This window comes from Nonomuraea aurantiaca, from assembly GCF_020215705.1.
Classification (GTDB): Bacteria; Actinomycetota; Actinomycetes; order Streptosporangiales; family Streptosporangiaceae; genus Nonomuraea; species Nonomuraea aurantiaca.
Map to the genome: position 1 here is coordinate 182868 of NZ_JAIWNB010000021.1, position 19319 is coordinate 202186.

Below are 19319 nucleotides of genomic sequence, written 5' to 3' on the forward strand. Positions count from 1 at the left end.
TAGCGTGGAAGCGTGGCCGGAAGTGATCGTTGGACACATGGCACCGATGAGCGGGCCCCCTACATCCTGAGCGCCCTTTTCGGCGGCTCGGACCTGATCCTTCTCTGGTCCGCGCTCCAGATCGCGGTCGGTGGCCACGGATCGTGGCTCTTCTGCGCGCCTCCCTTGGCGATGCTGGGCATGTGGCCGTTCCTGCGGTGGAATCGGGCGGCCTCGCCCACCCGTAGAGCGGTCAGCCTCCTTTTCGTGCTGGCCGCGCTGGCTGGGATGGGCACCGGGTCCGCGATCACGACCATCCCCCTGGTGGTGGTGGTGCTCACGCACATCGTCTCCGTGTTCGGGTTCGGCGGCGGTGTGTGCTTCAGCGCGGTCGCGGTGGGCTTCACGCTGGCCGCGAATCTGATGATGGGGCGAGATGCCTGGCGGTCGCTCGCCGAGACGATCGTGATGGCCGTGTTCACGGTGTGGGCGCTGATCGCCACCCGCGTGCTGCTGGGCGCCAGGCAGCGCGCCGCCGACAACGAACGGCTGCTGGCCGAGCTGACCGGTGCCCACGCCAAGCTGCGGCGCTACGCGGCCAGGGTGGGCGAGCTCACGGTGGCCGAGGAGCGGGCCCGCATGTCGCGCGAGATGCACGACTCCGTCGGCCACTACCTCACGGTGATCAACCTCGGCCTGGAGAACGCCCAGCGCTACCGCGCGGCCCGCCCCGATGAGGCGTGGGCCGAGGTGCGACAGGCCCAGCAGCTCACCGTGGAGGCCCTGGCCGACACCAGACGCTGGGTGCGGGCGCTCAAGCCGCTGGCTCTGGAGGGCAAGGCGGGCGCCACCGCGCTGGCCGAGCTGGCGCGGTCGTTCGAGGGCACCGGACTCGACGTCACCTTCCAGGCGGAGGGCGCGGGGCCGGCGCTTGACGAGGAGGCCGAGCTGGTCATGTACCGGGCGTTGCAGGAGGGGCTGACCAACGCGGCGCGCCATTCCGGGGCGCGGCGCGTGGAGGTCGTGCTCGGTGCCTCGGACGGCCGCGTCGAGCTGGCCGTCACCGACGACGGGCGCGGCGCGGCGGACGAGGAGGTCGGCGGCGGGCACGGCCTGGCCGGGCTGCGCCAGCGGGTCACCGCGCTCGGCGGCTCGCTGCACGCGGGGAGCCGCGCGGAGGGCGGCTTCGCGTTACGGGTCTACCTGCCCGCCGGTACGGGGGCGGGCCGGTGATCGTCCGGGTGCTGATCGTCGACGATCAGGTGCTGATGCGCCAGGGCCTGCGCAAGCTCCTGGAGCTGGAGGAGGGCATCGAGGTCGTGGGCGAGGCCGCCGACGGCCTGGCCGCGCTCGACCTGCTCCCCTCGGCCAGGCCCGACGTGGCGCTGGTGGACGCGCGGATGCCGAGGATGGACGGGATCGAGCTGGTCGGCCGGCTCGACATCCCCGCGATCATCCTGACCACGTTCGACGACGACGACTACATCTTCGGCGGCCTGCGCGCCGGTGCCCGCGGCTACCTGCTCAAGGACACCCCGCCCGACGAGCTGGTGGCGGCCATCCGCAAGGCGGCCAGGGGCGAGACCGTGCTGGGCGGAGTCGCCGCCGAGCGGGTGGTCGCCGAGCTGCGCAGCGCCCCCGCCACGCCGGACCTCGCCGACCAGCTCTCCGAACGCGAGCACGAGGTGGCCGTCCTGGTCGGGGACGGCGCGACCAACCGGGAGATCGCCAGGCGGCTGTTCATCACCGAGGGCACGGTGAAGAACCACATCTCCAGCATCCTGCGCAAACTACGCCTGCGCGACCGTACTCAGCTCGCCATCCACATCGCGAGGTCAAGCTAACCCGTGGCGGACGGCGTACAGGGCGGCCTGGGTGCGGTCCTGGACGCCGAGCTTCATCAGCACGTTGGACACATGCGTCTTGACCGTCTTCTCGGCGACCGACAGGCTCCTGGCGATCTCCCGGTTGGAGCGGCCGGCCGCGATCAGCGCCAGCACCTCGCGCTCCCGTTCGGTCAGCGGCACCGGGCCCGTCGCCGACGGCGAGCCGTTGGCACCGGCCAGCATCGCCTCCGCCGCCTCGGGGGCGAGCAGCACCTGCCCTCCATGTACGGCCCGCACCGCCTGCACGAGCGCGTTCGGATCGACGTCCTTGTAGAGGAACCCGGAGGCGCCCGCCCGCATCGCCGGCCCCACGTCGGACCGGTCGCTCACCGAGGTCAGCACGATCACCCTGGGGAGCACCCCCGAGAGCCGGGCCAGCGCGCCGAGCCCGTCGAGCACCGGCATCTTCAGATCGAGCAGCAGCACGTCGGGGACGAGCTCGCCGGCCAGCTCGACGGCCTGCGCCCCGTCGGCCGCCTCGCCGACGACCGTGATGTCCTCTTGGAGGTCGAGGAACGTCCGCAGGCCCTGCCGTACCACTGGGTGATCGTCGGCGATCAGCACCCGGATCACACACCCACCTCCACGCGGACCGTCGTCCCCTCGTCGCGGACCGAGGCGACGGTCATGACCCCGCCCACGGACTCCGCCCTGTCCCTCATCGACACCAGGCCCAGGCCGCGTGACTCGGCCTGCTCGAAGCCCTTGCCGTCGTCGCGCACGGTCAGCACCAGCTTGCCGCCCTCGTCGACCAGCCGCACCTCGACGTGAGCGGCGTCCGAGTGCCTGAGGGCGTTGTGCAGCGCCTCCTGCGCGACCCGCAGGACGGCCACCTCCACCGCCGAGTCGAGCGGCGGCAGCTCGCCGCCCTCGAACGTGACGCTCGCGGGCTGGAGCCGGTCGAGCAGGCGCACGTGCTTGCCCAGCGTCTCCGCCAGCCCGTGCCGGTCGAGCTCGGCCGGGCGCAGCTCGACGATCACCGCCCGGAGCTCGGCCAGCGCCTCTCCCGCCAGGCGCTGCACGCGTTCGAGCTCGGCGGCGGCCTGGTCGGGGGCGTTGCGCAGCAGGACGGCGGCGGACTGCGCGGTCAGCCTGAGCGAGAACAGCTTCTGGGTGACGGCGTCGTGCAGCTCGCGGGCCATCCGGTTGCGCTCTTCGAGCATGGCCAGCTCGCGACCCCGCTCGTACAGCCTGGCGTTGGTCAGCGCGATCGCGGCGTGCGCGGCGAACAGCGTGAGCAGGTCCTGGTCCGCCTCCGTGAACCCGTCGGGCGCGCGCTTGTTGGCCAGGAAGATGATGCCGAGCACCTCCTCGCCGTCGCGGATCGGGGCGCCGAGGAAGTCCTTCATCACCGGGTGCGCCTTGGGCCACCACTCGAACCTGGGGTCCTCGCGCAGGTCGGGCAGTCGTACCGGAGCCCCGTCGCGCAGCATCGCGCCGAGCATGCCATGCTGCCTGGGCAGCGGGCCGATCGCGTCCCACTGCTTGTCGGTGAGCCCCTCGGCGACGAACTCGGCGAACGAGCCGTCCTCGTCCGGCACGCCGAGCGCGGCGTAGCGGGCGTCGAGCAGCCGCTGGGCCGAGCGGACGATGACCTGCAGCACCTCGCGCACCGAAAGGTGCCGGGTCACCGCGAGCACGGCGGTGCTCACCGCCTGCATGATCTCGTCCCTGTCGGAGGCCACGGCACCCACTCTATGGTCCTAGGTCCATATGCCGGTCCTAGGTCCATATGCCCAGGCGGAGGCGGCCCTTCAGCCCGATGTACGGCCGTTGCCGCGCTCCTACCGTCAAGACATGACGAACACCGCACTGATCACCGGGGCCTCCCGCGGCCTCGGCCTGGCCCTGGCGACGACGCTCGCCGGCGCCGGATGGGAGCTCCTGCTCACCGCGCGCGGCGCGGCGGACCTGGAGCGGGTCGCGGCCGAGCTGGGCGCCACCGCCATCGCCGGCGACGTGAGCGATCCGGCACATGTCGAGCGGCTCGCGCGCGCCGTACCCGAGCTGGACCTGCTGGTCAACAACGCGAGCGGGCTGGGCGTGACCCCGCTGCCCCCGCTGTCGGTCTACCCGAGGGATGAGTTCAGGGCGCTGCTGGAGACCAACGTGGTCGCTCCCCTGGCCCTCATCCAGGCGACGCTGCCCGCGCTGCGCGCCTCGCGCGGCGCGATCGTGAACATCACCTCCGACGCCGCCACCGGCGCCTACGAGGGCTGGGGCGGCTACGGCGCCACCAAGGCCGCGCTGGAGCAGCTGTCCAACGTCCTTTCGGCCGAGGAGCCCGACCTGGCCGTCTGGTGGGCCGACCCCGGCGAGATGAACACCCGCATGCTGGCCGACGCCGTCGGCGCGGAGGAGGCGGCCGGCGCGGCGGATCCCGCCAAGGTGGCTGCGGCACTGTACGACCTGGTCAGGGCCCGTCCGGCCAGCGGCCGGGTGAGCCTGCAATGACCGCCACGCTCGACTTCGCACTGCCGGACACCCTGTCGGCGCACGAGCCGCCCGAGGCCCGAGGGCTGACCCGCGACTCGGTACGGCTGCTGGTCTCGCACGGCCATCTGCCGCCGGAGCACCGCCGCTTCACCGACCTGCCGGGGCTGCTCGACCCCGGCGACCTGATCGTGGTCAACAACTCGGCGACGCTGCCCGCCGCCATCAGGCTCGACCGGCTCGCCGTGCACTTCTCCACCGCTCGCGAGGACGGCACCTGGCTGGTCGAGCTGCGCCGCCGTACCTCGAAGTCCTCCGAGCCGTACGGCGGCGGCGAGCCGGGCGAGTGGCTGCCGCTGCCCGGACGGGCGACGCTGCGGCTCATCGAACGCGAGACGCCGCGCCTGTGGCGAGCCAGGCTCGACCGTGACGTGGAGGCGTACCTGCGCGATCACGGGGTGCCGATCCGCTACTCCTACGTGTCGCGCGACTGGCCGCTCGACGCCTACCAGACCGTCTTCGCCACCGTGCCGGGCAGCGCGGAGATGCCGAGCGCGGCCCGCCCGTTCACCGCCGAGCTGGTCACGGCTCTGGTGGCGCGCGGCGTCGGGATCGCGCCGATCACCTTACACACCGGCGTCGCCTCGCCGGAGAAGGACGAGCCGCCCTACGCGGAGCGGTACGAGGTGCCCGCGGCCACGGCCCGCCTGGTCAACCTGACCACGGCGAACGGCGGCCGGGTGGTGGCCGCCGGGACCACCGTGGTGCGCGCGCTGGAGACGGCCGTCGGCGACGACGGGCTGGTGGCCGCCTCGGCGGGCTGGACCAGGCACATCGTGACACCTGAGATTGGGGTCAAGGCCGTGAGCGGGCTGATCACCGGGCTGCACGAGCCCAGGTCGAGCCACCTGATGATGCTCACCGCGATCGCCGAGCGGGAGCCGCTCGCCCGCGCCTACGAGGCGGCGTTGCGGGAGGGCTACCTCTGGCACGAGTTCGGTGACACCCACTTGCTGCTGCGCCGATAGTGGCCCCTCGTGCTCGTGTGCCGGGGGTCGCCCAGTAGCCTGGCTCAATGTGGACCAGCGCACCCTCCTGATCACCCTGACCGGCCCGGACCGACCGGGCGTCACCTCGAGGCTCTTCTCGGTTCTGTCAGGCTTCCCGGTGACGGTGGCCGACATCGAGCAGGTCGTCATCCGCGGGCGGCTCACGCTCGGCGTGCTCGTCGCCTACGCGGGCGGTCCGTCGACCGGCACGGGCAGCACACTCGGCGCCATGTGGACCGCCGTCGAGCGGGTGGCCGAGGACCTCGGCCTGGAGCTGGAGCTCTCCACCGGCTCCCAGACCAAGGAGCAGCGCCGGCGCGGCCGCCTGTCGGTCAGCGTGCTGGGCGCGACGCTCCAGCCCGCCGCGATCGCGGGCATCGCCGGGCGCATCGCCGCCGCCGGCGCCAACATCGACCGCATCGAACGCCTCGCCCAGTGGCCGGTCACCTGCATCGAGCTGTCGGTCTCCGGCGCCGACCCGAGCGCGCTCCGCGTCGAGCTGGCCGCCGAGGCCGCCGCCCTGCACGTCGACGTGGCCGTGCAGCGCACCGGTCTGTCACGGCGGGCCAAGCGGCTGGTCGTCATGGACGTCGACTCGACGCTCATCCAGGGCGAGGTCATCGAGCTGCTGGCCGGCCACGCGGGCTGCCTCGAAGAGGTCGCCCGGGTCACCGAGGAGGCCATGCGCGGCGAGCTCGACTTCGCCGAGTCGCTGCGCCGCCGGGTCGCGCTGCTCGAAGGGCTGCCGGCCGAGGTGTTCGAGCAGGTACGGCAGCAGGTCGTACTCACCCCCGGCGCCCGTACGCTGGTCCGCACGCTCAAGCGGCTCGACTACCGCTTCGCCATCGTCAGCGGCGGCTTCACCCAGATCACCGACAGCCTCGTCGAGGACCTCGGCATCGACTACTCGGCGGCGAACGTGCTGGAGGTCGTCGACGGCAAGCTCACCGGCCACGTCGTCGGCGAGATCGTCGACCGGCCGGGCAAGGCCCGCGCGCTCGAGCGGTTCGCCCGCGAGGCGGGGCTGCCGATCAGCCAGACGGTGGCCATCGGCGACGGGGCCAACGACCTCGACATGATCGCGGCGGCCGGGCTCGGCATCGCGTTCAACGCCAAGCCGGTCGTCCGGGAGGCGGCGGACACCGCGGTCAACACCCCCTACCTCGACTCGATCCTCTACCTGCTCGGGATCTCCCGGGACGAGGTGGAGATGGCGGACGCCGAGGACGGCGTGCTCACCCGGTGACCTCTCCCTTGGGGTCCCAGCGGGTGACCAGCTGGGCCTCGCCCGGCCACAGATCCACCCAGTCCGATTCGGTACGGATGACCGCGAACGACCCCGGCCGGAACCCGTAGTCGCCCCCGGCAAGCGCGATCGCCAGCTCGTGCACGCCCGGGTTGTGGCCGCACAGCACGACCGTCTCCAGCTCCGGATCGGTCAGCTTGACCAGCGCCAGCAGCTCCTCGGGGTAGGCCTGGTAGACGTCACGCTCGTAGCTGACCGCCACCTCGGGGAAGGCCAGCTCGGCGGTCTGCTTCGTACGCAGGGCTGGCGAGCACAGCACCAGGTCGGGCGCCAGCCCGAGGGCCCGCACCTCGTCGCCGGCCCGCTTCGCGTCGCGCTCGCCCCGGTGCGTCAACGGACGCTCGATGTCCTCCAGACCGGGGACCTGCGCGGCCTTGGCGTGGCGGAGCACGATCAACGTACGCACGCGGTCATGCTCCTCTCGTCGCCCACACACCCAGCGCGACGATCACCGCGAGGATGGCCAGCATCGCCAGCAGAATGTAGGCCAGCGCCTTGCCGCCGCTGGGCCGCTTGTCTTCCATCCGCCCAGTTTCCCACCGGGGGCGCCGGGTGCCGCACCTGACCCGCGATCCGTCTTTGTTTCTTATGACCCGCTGATTTCTTGAGACCCGCAGCTGACCCGCTGGTTTCTTGAGACCCGCAGCTGACCGCTGGATTCTTGAGACCCACAGCCCTTGGGGCGGCGCCTCTTGAGACGTGGAACGCCCGCTCCCCCAGACCTCGGAGGAGCGGGCGTCCGGACGGGTCGCTACGAGGCCACCGGCTCGTGCTCCCGGTCCTTGTCGTTGCTGGCCGACTCCTTGGTGACCGAGCGGCGCTTGGAGACGAGGATGGCGCCGACCACCACGCCCACCGCCACGACCGTGATCCCGATGCGCAGAGCCGGGTTGCCCGCGTACAGGACCACCGCAGGCGCCACCAGGAGCGCCACCAGGTTCATCACCTTGATCAGCGGGTTGATGGCCGGGCCAGCCGTGTCCTTGAACGGGTCGCCGACCGTGTCACCGATGATCGTGGCTTCGTGGGCCTCGGAGCCCTTGCCGCCGTAGTGACCGTCCTCGACCAGCTTCTTGGCGTTGTCCCAGGCACCGCCCGAGTTGGACAGGAAGACCGCCATGAGCGTGCCGCAGGCGATGGCCCCGGCCAGGAACGCGCCCAGCGGCGCGTAGCCGAGGGCGAACCCGACCGCGATCGGCGTCATGACCGCCAGCAGGCCCGGCGTGGCCAGCTCGCGCAGCGAGTCACGGGTGCAGATGTCGACGACGCGGCCGTACTCGGGCTTCTCGGTGCCATCCATGATGCCCGGGTGGTTGCGGAACTGGTCGCGTACCTCGAAGACCACGCGCATCGCGGCCCGCCCGACCGCGCTGATCGCCAGCCCGGAGAACAGGAACACGACCGCCGCGCCGATGACCAGGCCGACCAGCACGTTGGGCTGGTCGATGCTCAGGCTGAAGGTGGAGAACGCGCCGAGCGCCTCCTTGGCCGCCTGGCTCGCCTTGCCGAGCTCCAGCTCCACAGCCGTGCGGAACGCGCCGAACAGCGCGGTCGCCGCGAGCACCGCCGTGGCGATCGCGATGCCCTTGGTGATGGCCTTCGTCGTGTTGCCGACGGCGTCGAGGCTGGTGAGCACGCGCGCGCCCTCACCCTCGACGTCGCCGGACATCTCGGCGATGCCCTGCGCGTTGTCGGAGACCGGGCCGAAGGTGTCCATCGAGACGATGACCCCGACCGTGGTCAGCAGGCCGGTGCCGGCCAGCGCCACCGCGAACAGCGCGATCGTCACGTTCCCGAAGCCCAGCAGGAACGCGCCGTAGACCGCGCCGGCGATGATCAGCGCCGAGTAGACAGCCGACTCGAGGCCGACGCTGATGCCCGCCAGGATGACGGTCGCGGGCCCGGTGGCCGAGCTCTCGCCGATCTCCCGTACCGGGCGCCTGGTCGTCTCGGTGAAGTAGCCGGTCAGCAGCTGGATGGCGCTGGCCAGGATCAGGCCGATGATCACCGCGCCGATGGCGATGAGCCTCGGGTTGGCGGTGGATTGCACGGCCGAGCCGGTCAGCTCGCTGAAGGTGCCGGGCAGGTACCAGAACGACGCCGCCGCGACCAGCACCGCGGAGATCCCGGCCGAGATGAAGAAGCTGCGGTTGATGGCGGCCATGCCGCTGCGGTCGCCGTCGCGCATCCGGGTGACGAAGATGCCGATGATCGCGGTGAGCACGCCGATCATGGGCACGATCAGCGGGAAGATGAGTCCCTGCTCGCCGAAGGCCACCTTGCCCAGGATGAGGCTGGCGACCAGCATGACCGCGTACGACTCGAACAGGTCGGCGGCCATGCCGGCGCAGTCGCCGACGTTGTCGCCCACGTTGTCGGCGATCGTCGCCGCGTTGCGCGGATCGTCTTCGGGGATGCCCTGCTCGACCTTGCCGACCAGGTCGGCGCCCACGTCGGCGGCCTTGGTGAAGATGCCGCCGCCGACTCGCATGAACATCGCCAGCAGCGCCGCCCCGAAGCCGAAGCCCTCGAGGACACCGGGCGCGTCACCTTGGTAGACGAAGACGACGACGGCCGCACCGAGCAGGCCGAGGCCCACGGTGAACATGCCGGCCACGCCGCCCGTACGGAAGGCGATGCGCATGGCGCGCTTCTCGCCCGCCTCACGGGCGGCCGCCGCGACGCGTACGTTTCCGCGTACGGCCAGCCACATGCCCATGAAGCCGGTCAGCGCGGAGAATACCGCCCCGACCACGAAGAATATCGAGCGGCCGATGCGCACATCGGTCTCACCCGGTAGAAGGAGCAGCAGGAAAGGGATCACGACGACGAAGACCGCCAACGTGCGGAACTGCCGCGCGAGATAGGCGGCGGCTCCCTCTTGTACGGCACGGGCGATGTCCTGCATGCGCTCCGTGCCGGGGTCGGCGGACAGCACCTCGCGTACCAGGCCGCCGGCGACGGCTAGGGCGATCAGTGCGACCGCGGCGACCACGATCACGATGGTGAGATTGTTACCGCTCAGGGCCAGATTGGACGCTGGCTCCACCGCCAGCATGTGCCTAAACATCGTTCTCCTCGGCAAGACCGGTCGTCCTGCCCGGGCGGTGCTGCAAAGATCGGCGGGCTGGTGCGGCACCATCCGGGTTGTGGGTGCCGCTTCCGGTTGAGTCCGCAGTTTCGCCGGATCACCTTGGCCGGTGCCGGGAGTCTACGCACGGGCTGCGCGGATATGAAGGCTCTGCCGGTCGCTATTTGGCCACGCGTCCAGTAATCCCCCAGTAATCCCCAGCCAGCAAGGCGATTTGCCATCTGACAACCGATATTTCCCCGGGTTTACGGCCATGACAGGGTGCCCGAAACGACACGCCCGAAACATGGGTTTGGGACATACCAGTGGGATGACCCGCCGAACCCGGGCCGTGGGTGCGTCGCCTGGGGGATGCCCTCGGCGGCCGGCGGCCGGGATGACATGCAGATGCCAAGCCGTGGGTGCGTCATCTTGGGGACGGCGCCCAACGGTCGGAATGGCATGCCGGAGCCGGGCCGTGGATGTCCACGACCCGGCCGGTCACTTGGAAGGCACGGCGGCGACGGCCCTGCGACTGCCAGCCGGTGCTCTGTGGCTGCAGGGGTGTCCGGCGACCTGTGTGGCTGCCGGGCCCGATCCCCTGTAGCCGTCGAGTTCGGCGCCCTATGGCTGTCGGCTTGTGGAAGCCATGGGTGCCGTGCCTCGTATCGGCGCCCAGCCCCGTATCACCAGAGGAGCGTACCCCTGGACAGGGCTCAGCCACGGTCGGCGGGCGGGGCCCACCGTGCCGTGCCGTAAAAGAGAATTGTCGTTATATCGGCGCGTGGCCATTGGTGGCGGCGGGCCAGCTCATGCGGATGCGCATCCCCTTGGGACTGGGGAACACCTCCACGTCGTCGGCCAGCCCCGCGATCACCGCGATGCCGAACCCCGACATGAACGAGTCAGAGAGCATGCCCAAATCGAGGGGCTGCTCCTGCTTGATCTCGTCGCTGGGGGCCTGATCGCTGACCGTGACCTCGAACCGTCCCGAGTCGTCTTTCAGCTCGATGCGGATGGGCTCTCCCGGGCAGTGTGCGCGATGCGCCTCGACCGCCCGGGAGCAGGCCTCACCGACGGCGAGCCTGACCTCGTCCAGCAGTGACTCCTCCACGCCGGTGCGCCGGGCGATCGCCGTCGCGACCAACCGGGCGGTCCGCACATGCGCGGGGAGGGCGCTGAACGTCAGCTCGACGGTAGCCATGACTACTTGTCTTTGCCGTGAGCTTCCTTGGCCTCGTCGACCGAAGCGTAGATCCCGAAGACCTTGGTCAGTCCGGTGATCCGGAAGATCTTGAGGATGCGCTCCTGCGTGCACACCAGCTCGAGCGAACCGTCGTGCGCCCGAACCCGCTTGAGCCCCCCGACCAGGACACCGAGGCCCGTCGAGTCGAGGAAGTCGACCTTCTCCATGTTCACGAGAAGGTGGAAGTTGCCCTTGTTCACCAGGTCGATGAGGAGCTCACGCAATCTCGGCGCCGTGTAGACATCGATCTCACCCTCAACCTCGACGATGGTGAGTCGGTCCTCGTTGTGGTGATCCAACTTCAGATCCACAGATCCTCCAGCGCCTCGCCTGCGAAAGTACCCTTGCGGGCCTGGCAGTCTGGAACGGGGCTCCAGACCGTCTGACCCTGACGCGCGGCATTCAACCACGCGTCTGGCTTGTGTCTATACGAAATCACGATTCCCGGCGACTTTGCCCACGGATGCAGACTGGAAACAGTGACTTCCTCCGCTTCCTCCCCACACCGGCCAGGTCCACTCCTCGGTCACCTGCTCGGTGTTCCCGCACGTCATGAGCGCGTCACTCATGTGGAGCATGTTCCAGCACGTCAGGCGGGTCAAGTGAGTTGGCCGAAATGGGCGCCGGAACTCTTGGTTACGCGCTTGGCGAACCGCGGAATCTCGGGATTGTGGCCACACCAGTACGAAGCGGCCGACCTGGCCCATCGTGGCCGAAACGTGATCATTTCCACCGGAACGGCGTCCGGGAAGTCGCTCGCGTACCTCACGCCGGCCGTCGCCTCCTGCCTCGACGGCGGCACGATCCTTTACCTCACGCCGACCAAGGCCCTGGCCGCCGACCAGCTCCGCGGCCTCCGCGAACTCCGCATCACCCAGCTCCGCGCGGCCTGCTTCGACGGCGACACTCCGTTCGAGGAACGTACGTGGGTCCGGCAGCACGCCAACTACGTACTAACAAATCCCGACATGCTGCATCGGAGCGTCCTGCCCCGGCACGCCCAGTGGTCGTCGTTCTTCCGGCGGCTGCGGATGGTCGTGGTGGACGAGTGCCACGGCTACCGCGGGGTGTTCGGCTCGCACGTGGCCCAGATCCTGCGCCGCCTGCGCCGCGTCTGCGCCCGCTACGGCTCGCAGCCCGTCTTCCTGCTGGCCTCAGCGACGGCCAGCGAGCCGGGAGCGTTCGCGATGCGGCTGACGGGGCTTGAGATGGCCGAGGTGACGTCGGACGGGTCGCCTAAGGGTGCGACGACCATCGCGCTCTGGGAGCCGCCCCTGACCGAACTGCGGGGCGAGAGAGGCGCTCCGGTGCGCCGCACGGCCACCGCCGAGGCCGCGGACCTCCTCACGGACCTCGTCTTGGCGAACGTCCGCACACTCGCCTTCGTCCGCTCCCGGCGCGGCGCCGAAACAGTCGCCCTGACCGCCCGCGCCAAACTCGCCGACGTCGCCTTCTCCCTGGCCGGAACCCCGGGACCGCTACCGGTTGACGGCTCATCAGGTACGGCCTCCAGTCCCGCAGCAGGTACTCCCGGCCCGCTCTCTCCGTTCAGCGGCCAGGCCATCCCCTCATCGCCCACAGACCACGGCACTTCCCTGCCATCCCCCACCCAGGACGACGCTCCCCCAGCGTCTCCAGACGGCCACACCCCCATGGCCTCCCTGGACCACGGCACTTCCTCGCCACCCCCGACCCAGGACGCACACCCAGCGTTCGCCGACCCCAGCACCACCCCGCCGTCCCCAGGCCAGGGCGCTCCGCCAGCATCCCCTCACCACGGCACCACCCCACCACGCTCAAGCCACGGCATCACCCCACCAGGCTCAGAACAGGGCACCACTCCGCCAGGCTCAGAACAGGGCGCGCTGTCCTGGGGAGGGTCCGTGTCCGACCCGGCCGACTGGGCTGCACTTCCGGACCGGATCGCCGCCTACCGGGCCGGATACCTCGCCGAAGACCGCAGGCTCCTGGAGAAGGCCCTTCGCTCGGGCTCCATCATGGGCCTGGCCACCACGAACGCCCTCGAGCTCGGCGTGGACGTCTCCGGCCTTGACGCCGTCCTGATCGCCGGCTGGCCGGGCACCCGCGCCTCCCTCTGGCAGCAGGCGGGCCGAGCCGGCCGCGACGGCCAGGAGGCACTCGCCGTACTGATCGCGCGGGACGACCCCCTCGACACCTACCTCGTACACCACCCTCAGGCCCTTTTCGGCCAGCCCGTAGAGGCGATCGTGCTCGACCCGGACAACCCGTACGTCCTCGGCCCGCACCTCTGCGCCGCCGCCGCGGAGATCCCCCTGACCGACGCCGACCTGCCCGTATTCGGCCCCACCACCGTGAACGCCCTCGACGACCTGGTCACCCAAGGCTTGCTCAGAAAGCGCCCCGCAGGCTGGTTCTGGACCAGACGCGAACGTGCCACCGACCTGGCCGATATCAGGGGCGGCGGAGGCGCGCCCATCCAGGTCGTGGAGTCCGCGACCGGCCGCCTCCTCGGCAGCGTGGACGAGCCGTCCGCCCACACCACCGTCCACACCGGTGCCGTCTACCTGCACCAGGGCGAGACGTACCTGGTGGAGCTCCTCGACCTCGAAGCCGGCGTCGCCCTGGTGGGCGGCGCGGAGCCCGACTACACGACGTTCGCGCGCGATGTGACGGAGATCTCGGTACTGGCCTCCCTGCGTTCGCACGACCTCGGCCCCGGCAGCCTCCACTTCGGTGAGGTGGAGGTGACCAGGCAGGTGGTCTCGTACCTCAGACGCCGCCTCCAGTCCGGCGAGATGCTCGGCGACGAGCCCCTGGACCTCCCGCCGCGCACCCTCCGCACCCGCGCGGTCTGGTGGACACTCCCCGCCTCAGAAGTCGCCACTCTGGCCGAGGAGGGCTTCGACCTGGGCGGCGCCGCCCACGCCGCCGAACACGCCGCCATCGGCCTGCTCCCCCTCTTCGCCACCTGCGACCGCTGGGACATCGGCGGCGTGTCCACAGAACTTCACGCGGACACGGGCCTGCTGACGGTGTTCGTGTACGACGGCCACGAGGGAGGCGCCGGATTCGCCGAACGCGGGTACGCCCGAGCCACAGACTGGCTCACAGCCACCCGCGAGGCCATCGCCTCCTGCGAGTGCGAACGCGGCTGCCCATCCTGCATCCAGTCCCCCAAATGCGGCAACGGCAACGAGCCCCTGGACAAACGCGGCGCCATCCACCTTTTGGACACCTTGCTACGCTCCACCCCCACCGCAAGCTAGTCCGGCGTCGACGAACGTTCGCCAGGCGTCCGTGCTCCCTCTCCCAAACGGGCATCCCTCCGCAGGAACCCCCGCCAGGACGGACCGTCAGAGGGATCGGACCAATCCCGGGGACCATGGTGGTCACCCCAGCATGGTGGTCACCGCGCTAGGCAGCGCGCGACCGCCCGAACTCCAATACACCCAGGCGAGAGCACCCGCTGAGCGATTCTTCTGGGGTCCTTGGCGGGTTGGTCGAGGCGAGAGCACCCACTGACCGACTCCTCCAAGGTCCCTCGCAGGTTGAGCGAGGCCAGACCACCCACTGACCGCATTCCTTCAGGGTTTCTGGACGCGCTATCGCGAGCCAGGCCCACTCGTAGCACGCAACGATGCGCGCTCACTCGATGCGCAGCCCCTGCAGGATCCGGGACAAGGCGGCCCACACGTCGTCCAGGTCGCCGGGACCTCCGGAGTCGGCCAGCCACAGGGCGGCCTCGTTCATCGCCCCCGACAGCAGGTGAGTCAGCGGGGCAACCGGCTGTCGTGCGATGATCCCTGCCTCGATGAGGCCGGACAGCGCCTCGGCCAGATGGCGGACGGAGGCGGCCTCGTCCAGCGCGCGCCACTCGCTCCAGCCCAGAACTGCGGGGCCGTCGATGAGCATGATCTGCTGGATGTCCGGATCGGTGCAGGCTGCGAGGAACGCCCGGCACCCGGCCACCAGTTGCTCCCATGGGTCGTCCTGAGCCTCGGCGGTCGCGGCCACCGTCTCGGCCACCTCCCCCTGCACCTGCTCCAGGACCGTGCGGAACAGGTCGGCCTTGCTCTCGAAGTGGTGGTACAGCGCACCCTTGGTGACCCCGGCAGCGGCCACGATCTGCGACAGGCCCACCGCCCCGTAGCCCCGGCTCGCGAACAACAGCCTGCCCTCGCGTATCAGAATCCGCCTGGTCTGCTCGCGCTGCTCGATCCTGCTGCCCTGGCTCATCGCGGCCACCCCAGTTGACGTACCGATGGTATGCCAATAGCGTAGCTTGACATACCAACGGTATGCGAAGGAGCTTTCCGTGATGCTGACCAGCTTCTATCCGGTCCTATGCACCTCCCTGCTGCGGGAGTCCCGGGACTTCTATGTCGAGTGGTTCGGGTTCGAGGCGACGTTCGAGGCGGACTGGTACGTGAGTCTGCGCCGACCGGGGACCCCGCCATACGAGCTGGCCCTTCTCGACCACCGCCATCCGACGCTGCCCGAGGGCCATCGTGCGCACGTTCAGGGGCTGCTGCTCAACTTCGAGGTCGAGGACGTGGACGGGGAGTGGGAACGGCTCGTGGTACGGGGAGGTCTGCCGGCCGTGCTCGAACTACGCAGCGAGGATTTCGGACAGCGGCACTTCATCGTGGCCGACCCCAACGGAGTGCTCATCGACGTCATCACACCCATCGCTCCCATCGCTGAGTACGCCGGCCAGTACCAGACTCAGGATTCACGAAGCTCTGCAGCCCTTTGACGCACAACAGAGCCCGCCTGGCCTCAGCTCAATAACGCTTGCTCGCTGTGCCAGATGACCTCACCCCCCACATCAGTTCCCAGGTCAGGTAGCTCAAAATCCGACGGCATGCCGTTGATCTCGGCAAGACCGATCGCATCAGGAAGACCGATCGCATCAGGCACACCCTCGACGCGGAGGAACACGCCGAAGGACTAGCGCTGGCCGAGGCAAGCACTCCCACCGGCCGATTCCTTCGGCGGTCTTGGTGGGTTGGTCGTGGGCTAGCTATCGCCGCCGCGATGGCGGTGACCCGCGAAGGCGTTCTCGTCGTCGTCAGCCGCCCAGAAGTCACCTGCTCCGGGCTGCGGGCGCTCCCAGAAGCCGCTGTCCTCCATCGCCCTGGGAGCAGGTGGCAGGTAGTCGTCCCAACGCTCCTCGATGCGTACAGCGGGCGGCGTAGCGGCGACGCCCGACTCGGACACCTCGATCACGGCCGAGCTGGGCAGCGCGATCCGTACGGGCTCCTGACGGGCCGCCCGACCATCCAGCTCAACACGCATCCGACCGGGCTGGTCGAGAGGCTCGCGATCACCCTGAGCCGCTCCCCTCCAGCCGTCCTGATCGACGGACACCCGGTCATATCGACCGGCACCCGTCCGGCCATCTCGATCCCCGGACGCCCACGAAGCCTGCTCAACACCCGCCTCCGACCGGCCATCCCGACCGCCAGACGCCCAGGAAACCTGCTCAACACCCGCCTCCGACCGGCCATCCCGACCGCCGGACACCCAGGAAACCGGCTCAACACCCGTCCGACCATCCTGATCGCCGGGCGCCCAATCATCCGGATCAGCAGGCCGCATGTCGGCGTCGCTGAGGTGTAGCGGGAGGGCAGCGCGTACCTGCGCACGAGCCTGCCCCGGCACCGGTCCATTAGCCCGACCGGCGGCACTCGGCCCCTCCGCGTAACGCCGTGCTGCGGACGGCGTGGCTAACAGGTCAGACGCTGTCGAGTTGAAGCGATCGGACGACACCCCACCGAGCTGTTCAGATCCGCCCGAACCGAACCCATTGGGCCCGCTCGCACCGGACCGATCAGAAACCCCCAGACCAGACTGGTCGGACACCTCAGCGCCAAACCGATCGGACCCGCCTGGACCGGGCACACCGGCAACACCCCGACCAAACCGATCGGACACCCCCAGACCGGAAATTCCCAGAATGGGCCCTCCTTGGGCGGACGCTTCCAGCCCAGGGGCTCCCGAACCGGGCTGGTCGGACACCCCCGACCTGGGCCGGTCGGACGCCGTCGAGCCAGGGTGTTCCAGTGCCTGCATATGGGATTCCAGTGCCTGCATACGAGCTCGTACGGGCGTCTGCGCGCCGGGACGTCCTGGTGGCGTACGTGAGGCTCCGGGAGCCTGGCCACCATGCCGCTCCGACGCGCGCGAACGCTCAGGCGTCTGAACGCCGGACCGCTCCGACGCGCGGGACTGTTCAGGGGACTGCGTACGAGGATGCTCGCCGGCCGGTCGGACCTTGGCGACTGCCAGCACCACGGCAGGGCGTCGGGGCGCCGAAGCGGTGGGCGGGATGCTATCCGTACTGTGCTGAGCAGAAATGCCGGGACCTGGCGAAGCAGCAGCCGAGGGCGGCACCGGACCCCCGGCACCAGCGGCGGCGAGAGACCGGCGACGCGCCCACGCGCCCCCGTGCGCGGCCAGCAGCAGCAAGACGAGCCCGCCTGCGACGTACAGGCCGTACTGGCCGATGCCTCCGGCGGCCGACTCCGACGACTGAGCCTTCACCTTGGAATCGATGGCAGCAGAGTCAGCGTCGCCTGTGGTGCCGTTCGGAGTGAGGCCGTCGGTCTTGCCCGAATCCCCGGTCGTGTCAGCGGTCGGAATCGGGAGATTGCCCTTGGGGTCGGTGTCGGGCATGGCGGGGAGTTTGTCGGTCTTCTTCGTCGTGGTCGCCTTGTGTGTGGGCGCGACCGTGGACTGCGCGTGCTTCTTGGCGGGCAGCGTAGGGAGGGTCTCGACGCCCTTCTTGGTGCCCGGGATCTCCTGTTTCGTGGCGGTCTTCTTCGGCTGGGCGGTCGGCGGTGCTGGGATGGTCACGTACGCGGCGCCGGAATTGCCCGACTCGATCGACCCTCCATCCCCGTCACCTCTGAACGCCTTCACAGTGAACCCCACTCGCTGCCCGGCCGCCTTGGTCGGTACGGCGAGCACCGCCTTGCACGATGATCCGGAGCAGGCGCTGTCGGCGGGCAGCCTGCCCACGATGCCGGACTGACTGGTAGCCACCTCGTACGACTGGAGGTCCGGCTCGGAGCCCTTGCTCCAGGTCACCACGATCTTCTCGGCCCCCTGCAGGGCGGCGGCGACGTTGTCCGGCGTGGCGGCGGGCCGCCTCAGCTTGAAGGTGCTTGTCGCGTAGGTGCTGCCGGTGATCTCACCCTTGAGGACCACGTTGAAGGTCCCGTTGGGTGCGCTCCCCGCGTCGAACGTCCCGGAAATCGTCTGGTTGGCACCTCCACCGGCGACCTTCTGCCTGGTGGTGGAGGGGCCCTCTACGTACACGCCCATGTTGAGCTGCATCAAACCGGTATGCGCTGAAATCGGCACCGATCCACTCGTGACCACCTGGCCGTCGGACGGAGACGTGATCTCTCCGGGGGCCGCACCTTGCCGCGCCACCACGGCCGCTTGAGCGGACCCACCGAGCACGATGGTTCCCGCCACGACCGCCGTCGCGACTATCGCTCTGCCAACCGTCACGGCGCTTCCCTCCATAGAGAGCCTCGCGCCGCCTGACCACCCTGGGGCGCTCACGCGACGACCGGAATGCAGTCCGCTTGGCCGATGTCGATCACCGACCGCCCCTGAACCCGCACCCTAGCGGCTCAGGTCCGGGCTATCCCAGACTCCGGCCCCAGACGGCATGGACTCACGAGTAAGCGGCACCTTATGTGAGCTATCTAACTCTTGGACACTCTGTCCAAGAAGTCGTAATTCGATTGCGACCTAGCCCCGAGAGCCCCACAAGCCACATTGTTCGTGGAAGTGAAAAACGCCTCTACTTTCACGAACTTTGCGCTAAATACCGGTCCGCCCGCCCCAACGCCGTCAGCAATGGGGCCGGGATCCACTGCCCACCCCCAAACCATGAGCCACCTTAAAACCGAGGCCCACAGTCCGCAGACTCACAGCACAGGTCGGGCCCAGCCAGGCAGGCGACGACCCAGAACTGGGGGCGTGGACCAGGACTGGGGCAGGGCCATGGTCATGACGGGGACCGGGACGCCGCGCCATGGTCATGGCCAGGACCGAAGTCGAAGCCAGGAACCAGAACGGGGCTCAGATCCGGGACCGGGACCCAGGACAAAGGCTCAGGGCAAAGGCTCAGGGCAAAGGCCAGGGGCCAGGGCCACGGGAGCAATGCTAGAGACCTGTGGATCGACCGGGAAGGGGTGTACCTTCCCGGTGATCGTTTGAGGTCTCACACGCATGGCCGACGCGCCAACGTCGGCTGGGAAGGCACACCCATGCTCACCGTAGTCCCCGACCCCGCCGACGGCGACCGTCGCATGACCGATGGCCTCGTCTCCGCCGCGCTGATCGACGA

17 protein-coding genes are annotated in these 19319 nt (G+C 69.7%); 8 read left to right on the forward strand and 9 right to left on the reverse strand.

Annotated elements, in window-relative coordinates; genetic code table 11:
- The first annotated feature begins 12 nt into the window (after positions 1-12).
- Together LDL49_RS38750 and LDL49_RS38755 are read left to right on the forward strand one after the other, a co-directional pair.
- Positions 13-1212 carry a sensor histidine kinase gene (locus LDL49_RS38750; protein ID WP_225299065.1) on the forward strand — a complete coding sequence of 400 codons (1200 nt, stop codon included), beginning with the start codon at positions 13-15 and terminating at the stop codon, positions 1210-1212.
- Positions 1209-1823 carry a response regulator gene (locus LDL49_RS38755; protein WP_225299067.1) on the forward strand — a complete coding sequence of 205 codons (615 nt, stop codon included), beginning with the start codon at positions 1209-1211 and terminating at the stop codon, positions 1821-1823. Before LDL49_RS38750 ends, LDL49_RS38755 begins: the two co-directional genes overlap by 4 nt.
- Here the strand turns inward: LDL49_RS38755 and LDL49_RS38760 are convergent.
- Both LDL49_RS38760 and LDL49_RS38765 read right to left on the reverse strand, forming a co-directional pair.
- Positions 1815-2438 (reverse strand): response regulator, encoded by a 624-nt coding sequence (locus LDL49_RS38760; protein ID WP_225299068.1) that lies wholly within the window; start codon positions 2436-2438, stop codon positions 1815-1817. The genes LDL49_RS38755 and LDL49_RS38760 overlap by 9 nt on opposite strands.
- The gene (locus LDL49_RS38765) at positions 2435-3550 is read right to left on the reverse strand and encodes a GAF domain-containing sensor histidine kinase (protein WP_225299071.1); all 1116 of its coding nucleotides are present in this window, start codon (positions 3548-3550) and stop codon (positions 2435-2437) included. Before LDL49_RS38765 ends, LDL49_RS38760 begins: the two co-directional genes overlap by 4 nt.
- A gap of 112 nt (positions 3551-3662) precedes the next feature.
- Between LDL49_RS38765 and LDL49_RS38770 the strand changes: the two genes are divergently transcribed.
- From LDL49_RS38770 to serB, 3 genes are read left to right on the forward strand one after another with little or no spacing between them, the layout of a single operon-like run.
- Positions 3663-4319, forward strand: coding sequence for an SDR family oxidoreductase (locus tag LDL49_RS38770; RefSeq protein WP_225299073.1), 657 nt, complete (start codon positions 3663-3665; stop codon positions 4317-4319).
- Positions 4316-5326, forward strand: a complete 1011-nt coding sequence (locus tag LDL49_RS38775) for an S-adenosylmethionine:tRNA ribosyltransferase-isomerase (RefSeq protein ID WP_225299075.1) — start codon at positions 4316-4318, stop codon at positions 5324-5326. The genes LDL49_RS38770 and LDL49_RS38775 overlap by 4 nt, the downstream gene beginning before the upstream one ends.
- 49 nt (positions 5327-5375) lie before the next feature.
- Complete coding sequence (gene serB, locus LDL49_RS38780) at positions 5376-6593, forward strand: phosphoserine phosphatase SerB (RefSeq protein WP_225299077.1); 1218 nt, start codon at positions 5376-5378, stop codon at positions 6591-6593.
- On the opposite strand, the gene LDL49_RS38785 is transcribed toward serB, so the two are convergent.
- From LDL49_RS38785 to LDL49_RS38800, 4 genes are all read right to left on the reverse strand, one after another.
- Positions 6583-7059: a SixA phosphatase family protein gene (locus LDL49_RS38785; RefSeq protein ID WP_225299079.1), complete on the reverse strand. Its 477-nt coding sequence runs from the start codon at positions 7057-7059 to the stop codon at positions 6583-6585. The two genes, serB and LDL49_RS38785, sit on opposite strands and share 11 nt — an antisense overlap.
- Positions 7060-7404: 345 nt before the next feature.
- A complete protein-coding gene (locus LDL49_RS38790) occupies positions 7405-9723 on the reverse strand; it encodes a sodium-translocating pyrophosphatase (protein WP_225299081.1) in 2319 nt (772 codons plus the stop codon).
- A gap of 772 nt (positions 9724-10495) precedes the next feature.
- Positions 10496-10927, reverse strand: a complete 432-nt coding sequence (locus LDL49_RS38795; protein ID WP_225299083.1) for an ATP-binding protein — start codon at positions 10925-10927, stop codon at positions 10496-10498.
- Positions 10928-10929: 2 nt separating this feature from the next.
- A complete protein-coding gene (locus LDL49_RS38800; protein ID WP_020542579.1) occupies positions 10930-11280 on the reverse strand; it encodes an STAS domain-containing protein in 351 nt (116 codons plus the stop codon).
- A 219-nt stretch (positions 11281-11499) separates the two neighbouring features.
- Here LDL49_RS38800 and LDL49_RS38805 point away from each other — a divergent pair, with 219 nt between their 5' ends.
- Positions 11500-14217: a DEAD/DEAH box helicase gene (locus LDL49_RS38805; protein ID WP_504854022.1), complete on the forward strand. Its 2718-nt coding sequence runs from the start codon at positions 11500-11502 to the stop codon at positions 14215-14217.
- A gap of 379 nt (positions 14218-14596) precedes the next feature.
- Here LDL49_RS38805 and LDL49_RS38810 read toward each other — a convergent pair whose 3' ends face one another.
- The gene (locus LDL49_RS38810; RefSeq protein WP_225299085.1) at positions 14597-15187 is read right to left on the reverse strand and encodes a TetR/AcrR family transcriptional regulator; all 591 of its coding nucleotides are present in this window, start codon (positions 15185-15187) and stop codon (positions 14597-14599) included.
- A 79-nt stretch (positions 15188-15266) separates the two neighbouring features.
- On the opposite strand from LDL49_RS38810, the gene LDL49_RS38815 reads away from it, so the two are divergent.
- Complete coding sequence (locus LDL49_RS38815; protein WP_225299087.1) at positions 15267-15707, forward strand: VOC family protein; 441 nt, start codon at positions 15267-15269, stop codon at positions 15705-15707.
- A gap of 23 nt (positions 15708-15730) precedes the next feature.
- Here the strand turns inward: LDL49_RS38815 and LDL49_RS38820 are convergent, their stop codons facing one another.
- Complete coding sequence (locus tag LDL49_RS38820; RefSeq protein WP_225299090.1) at positions 15731-15892, reverse strand: hypothetical protein; 162 nt, start codon at positions 15890-15892, stop codon at positions 15731-15733.
- Positions 15893-15970: 78 nt separating this feature from the next.
- Positions 15971-16249, reverse strand: coding sequence for a hypothetical protein (locus LDL49_RS38825; RefSeq protein WP_225299092.1), 279 nt, complete (start codon positions 16247-16249; stop codon positions 15971-15973).
- A gap of 1378 nt (positions 16250-17627) precedes the next feature.
- Between LDL49_RS38825 and LDL49_RS38830 the strand changes: the two genes are divergently transcribed.
- Positions 17628-17987 (forward strand): hypothetical protein, encoded by a 360-nt coding sequence (locus tag LDL49_RS38830; RefSeq protein WP_225299094.1) that lies wholly within the window; start codon positions 17628-17630, stop codon positions 17985-17987.
- Positions 17988-19319 lie beyond the last annotated feature (1332 nt).

What these genes read in the sequence shown, in the direction of transcription:
- LDL49_RS38770 (WP_225299073.1), top strand. Translation starts at nt 3,663, where the DNA reads ATGACGAACACCGCACTGATCACCGGGGCCTCCCGCGGCCTCGGCCTG.
- LDL49_RS38775 (WP_225299075.1), top strand. Translation starts at nt 4,316, where the DNA reads ATGACCGCCACGCTCGACTTCGCACTGCCGGACACCCTGTCGGCGCAC.
- LDL49_RS38790 (WP_225299081.1), bottom strand. Translation starts at nt 9,723, where the DNA reads ATGTTTAGGCACATGCTGGCGGTGGAGCCAGCGTCCAATCTGGCCCTG.
- LDL49_RS38795 (WP_225299083.1), bottom strand. Translation starts at nt 10,927, where the DNA reads ATGGCTACCGTCGAGCTGACGTTCAGCGCCCTCCCCGCGCATGTGCGG.
- LDL49_RS38810 (WP_225299085.1), bottom strand. Translation starts at nt 15,187, where the DNA reads ATGAGCCAGGGCAGCAGGATCGAGCAGCGCGAGCAGACCAGGCGGATT.
- LDL49_RS38825 (WP_225299092.1), bottom strand. Translation starts at nt 16,249, where the DNA reads ATGCGTGTTGAGCTGGATGGTCGGGCGGCCCGTCAGGAGCCCGTACGG.
- LDL49_RS38830 (WP_225299094.1), top strand. Translation starts at nt 17,628, where the DNA reads ATGGCGGGGAGTTTGTCGGTCTTCTTCGTCGTGGTCGCCTTGTGTGTG.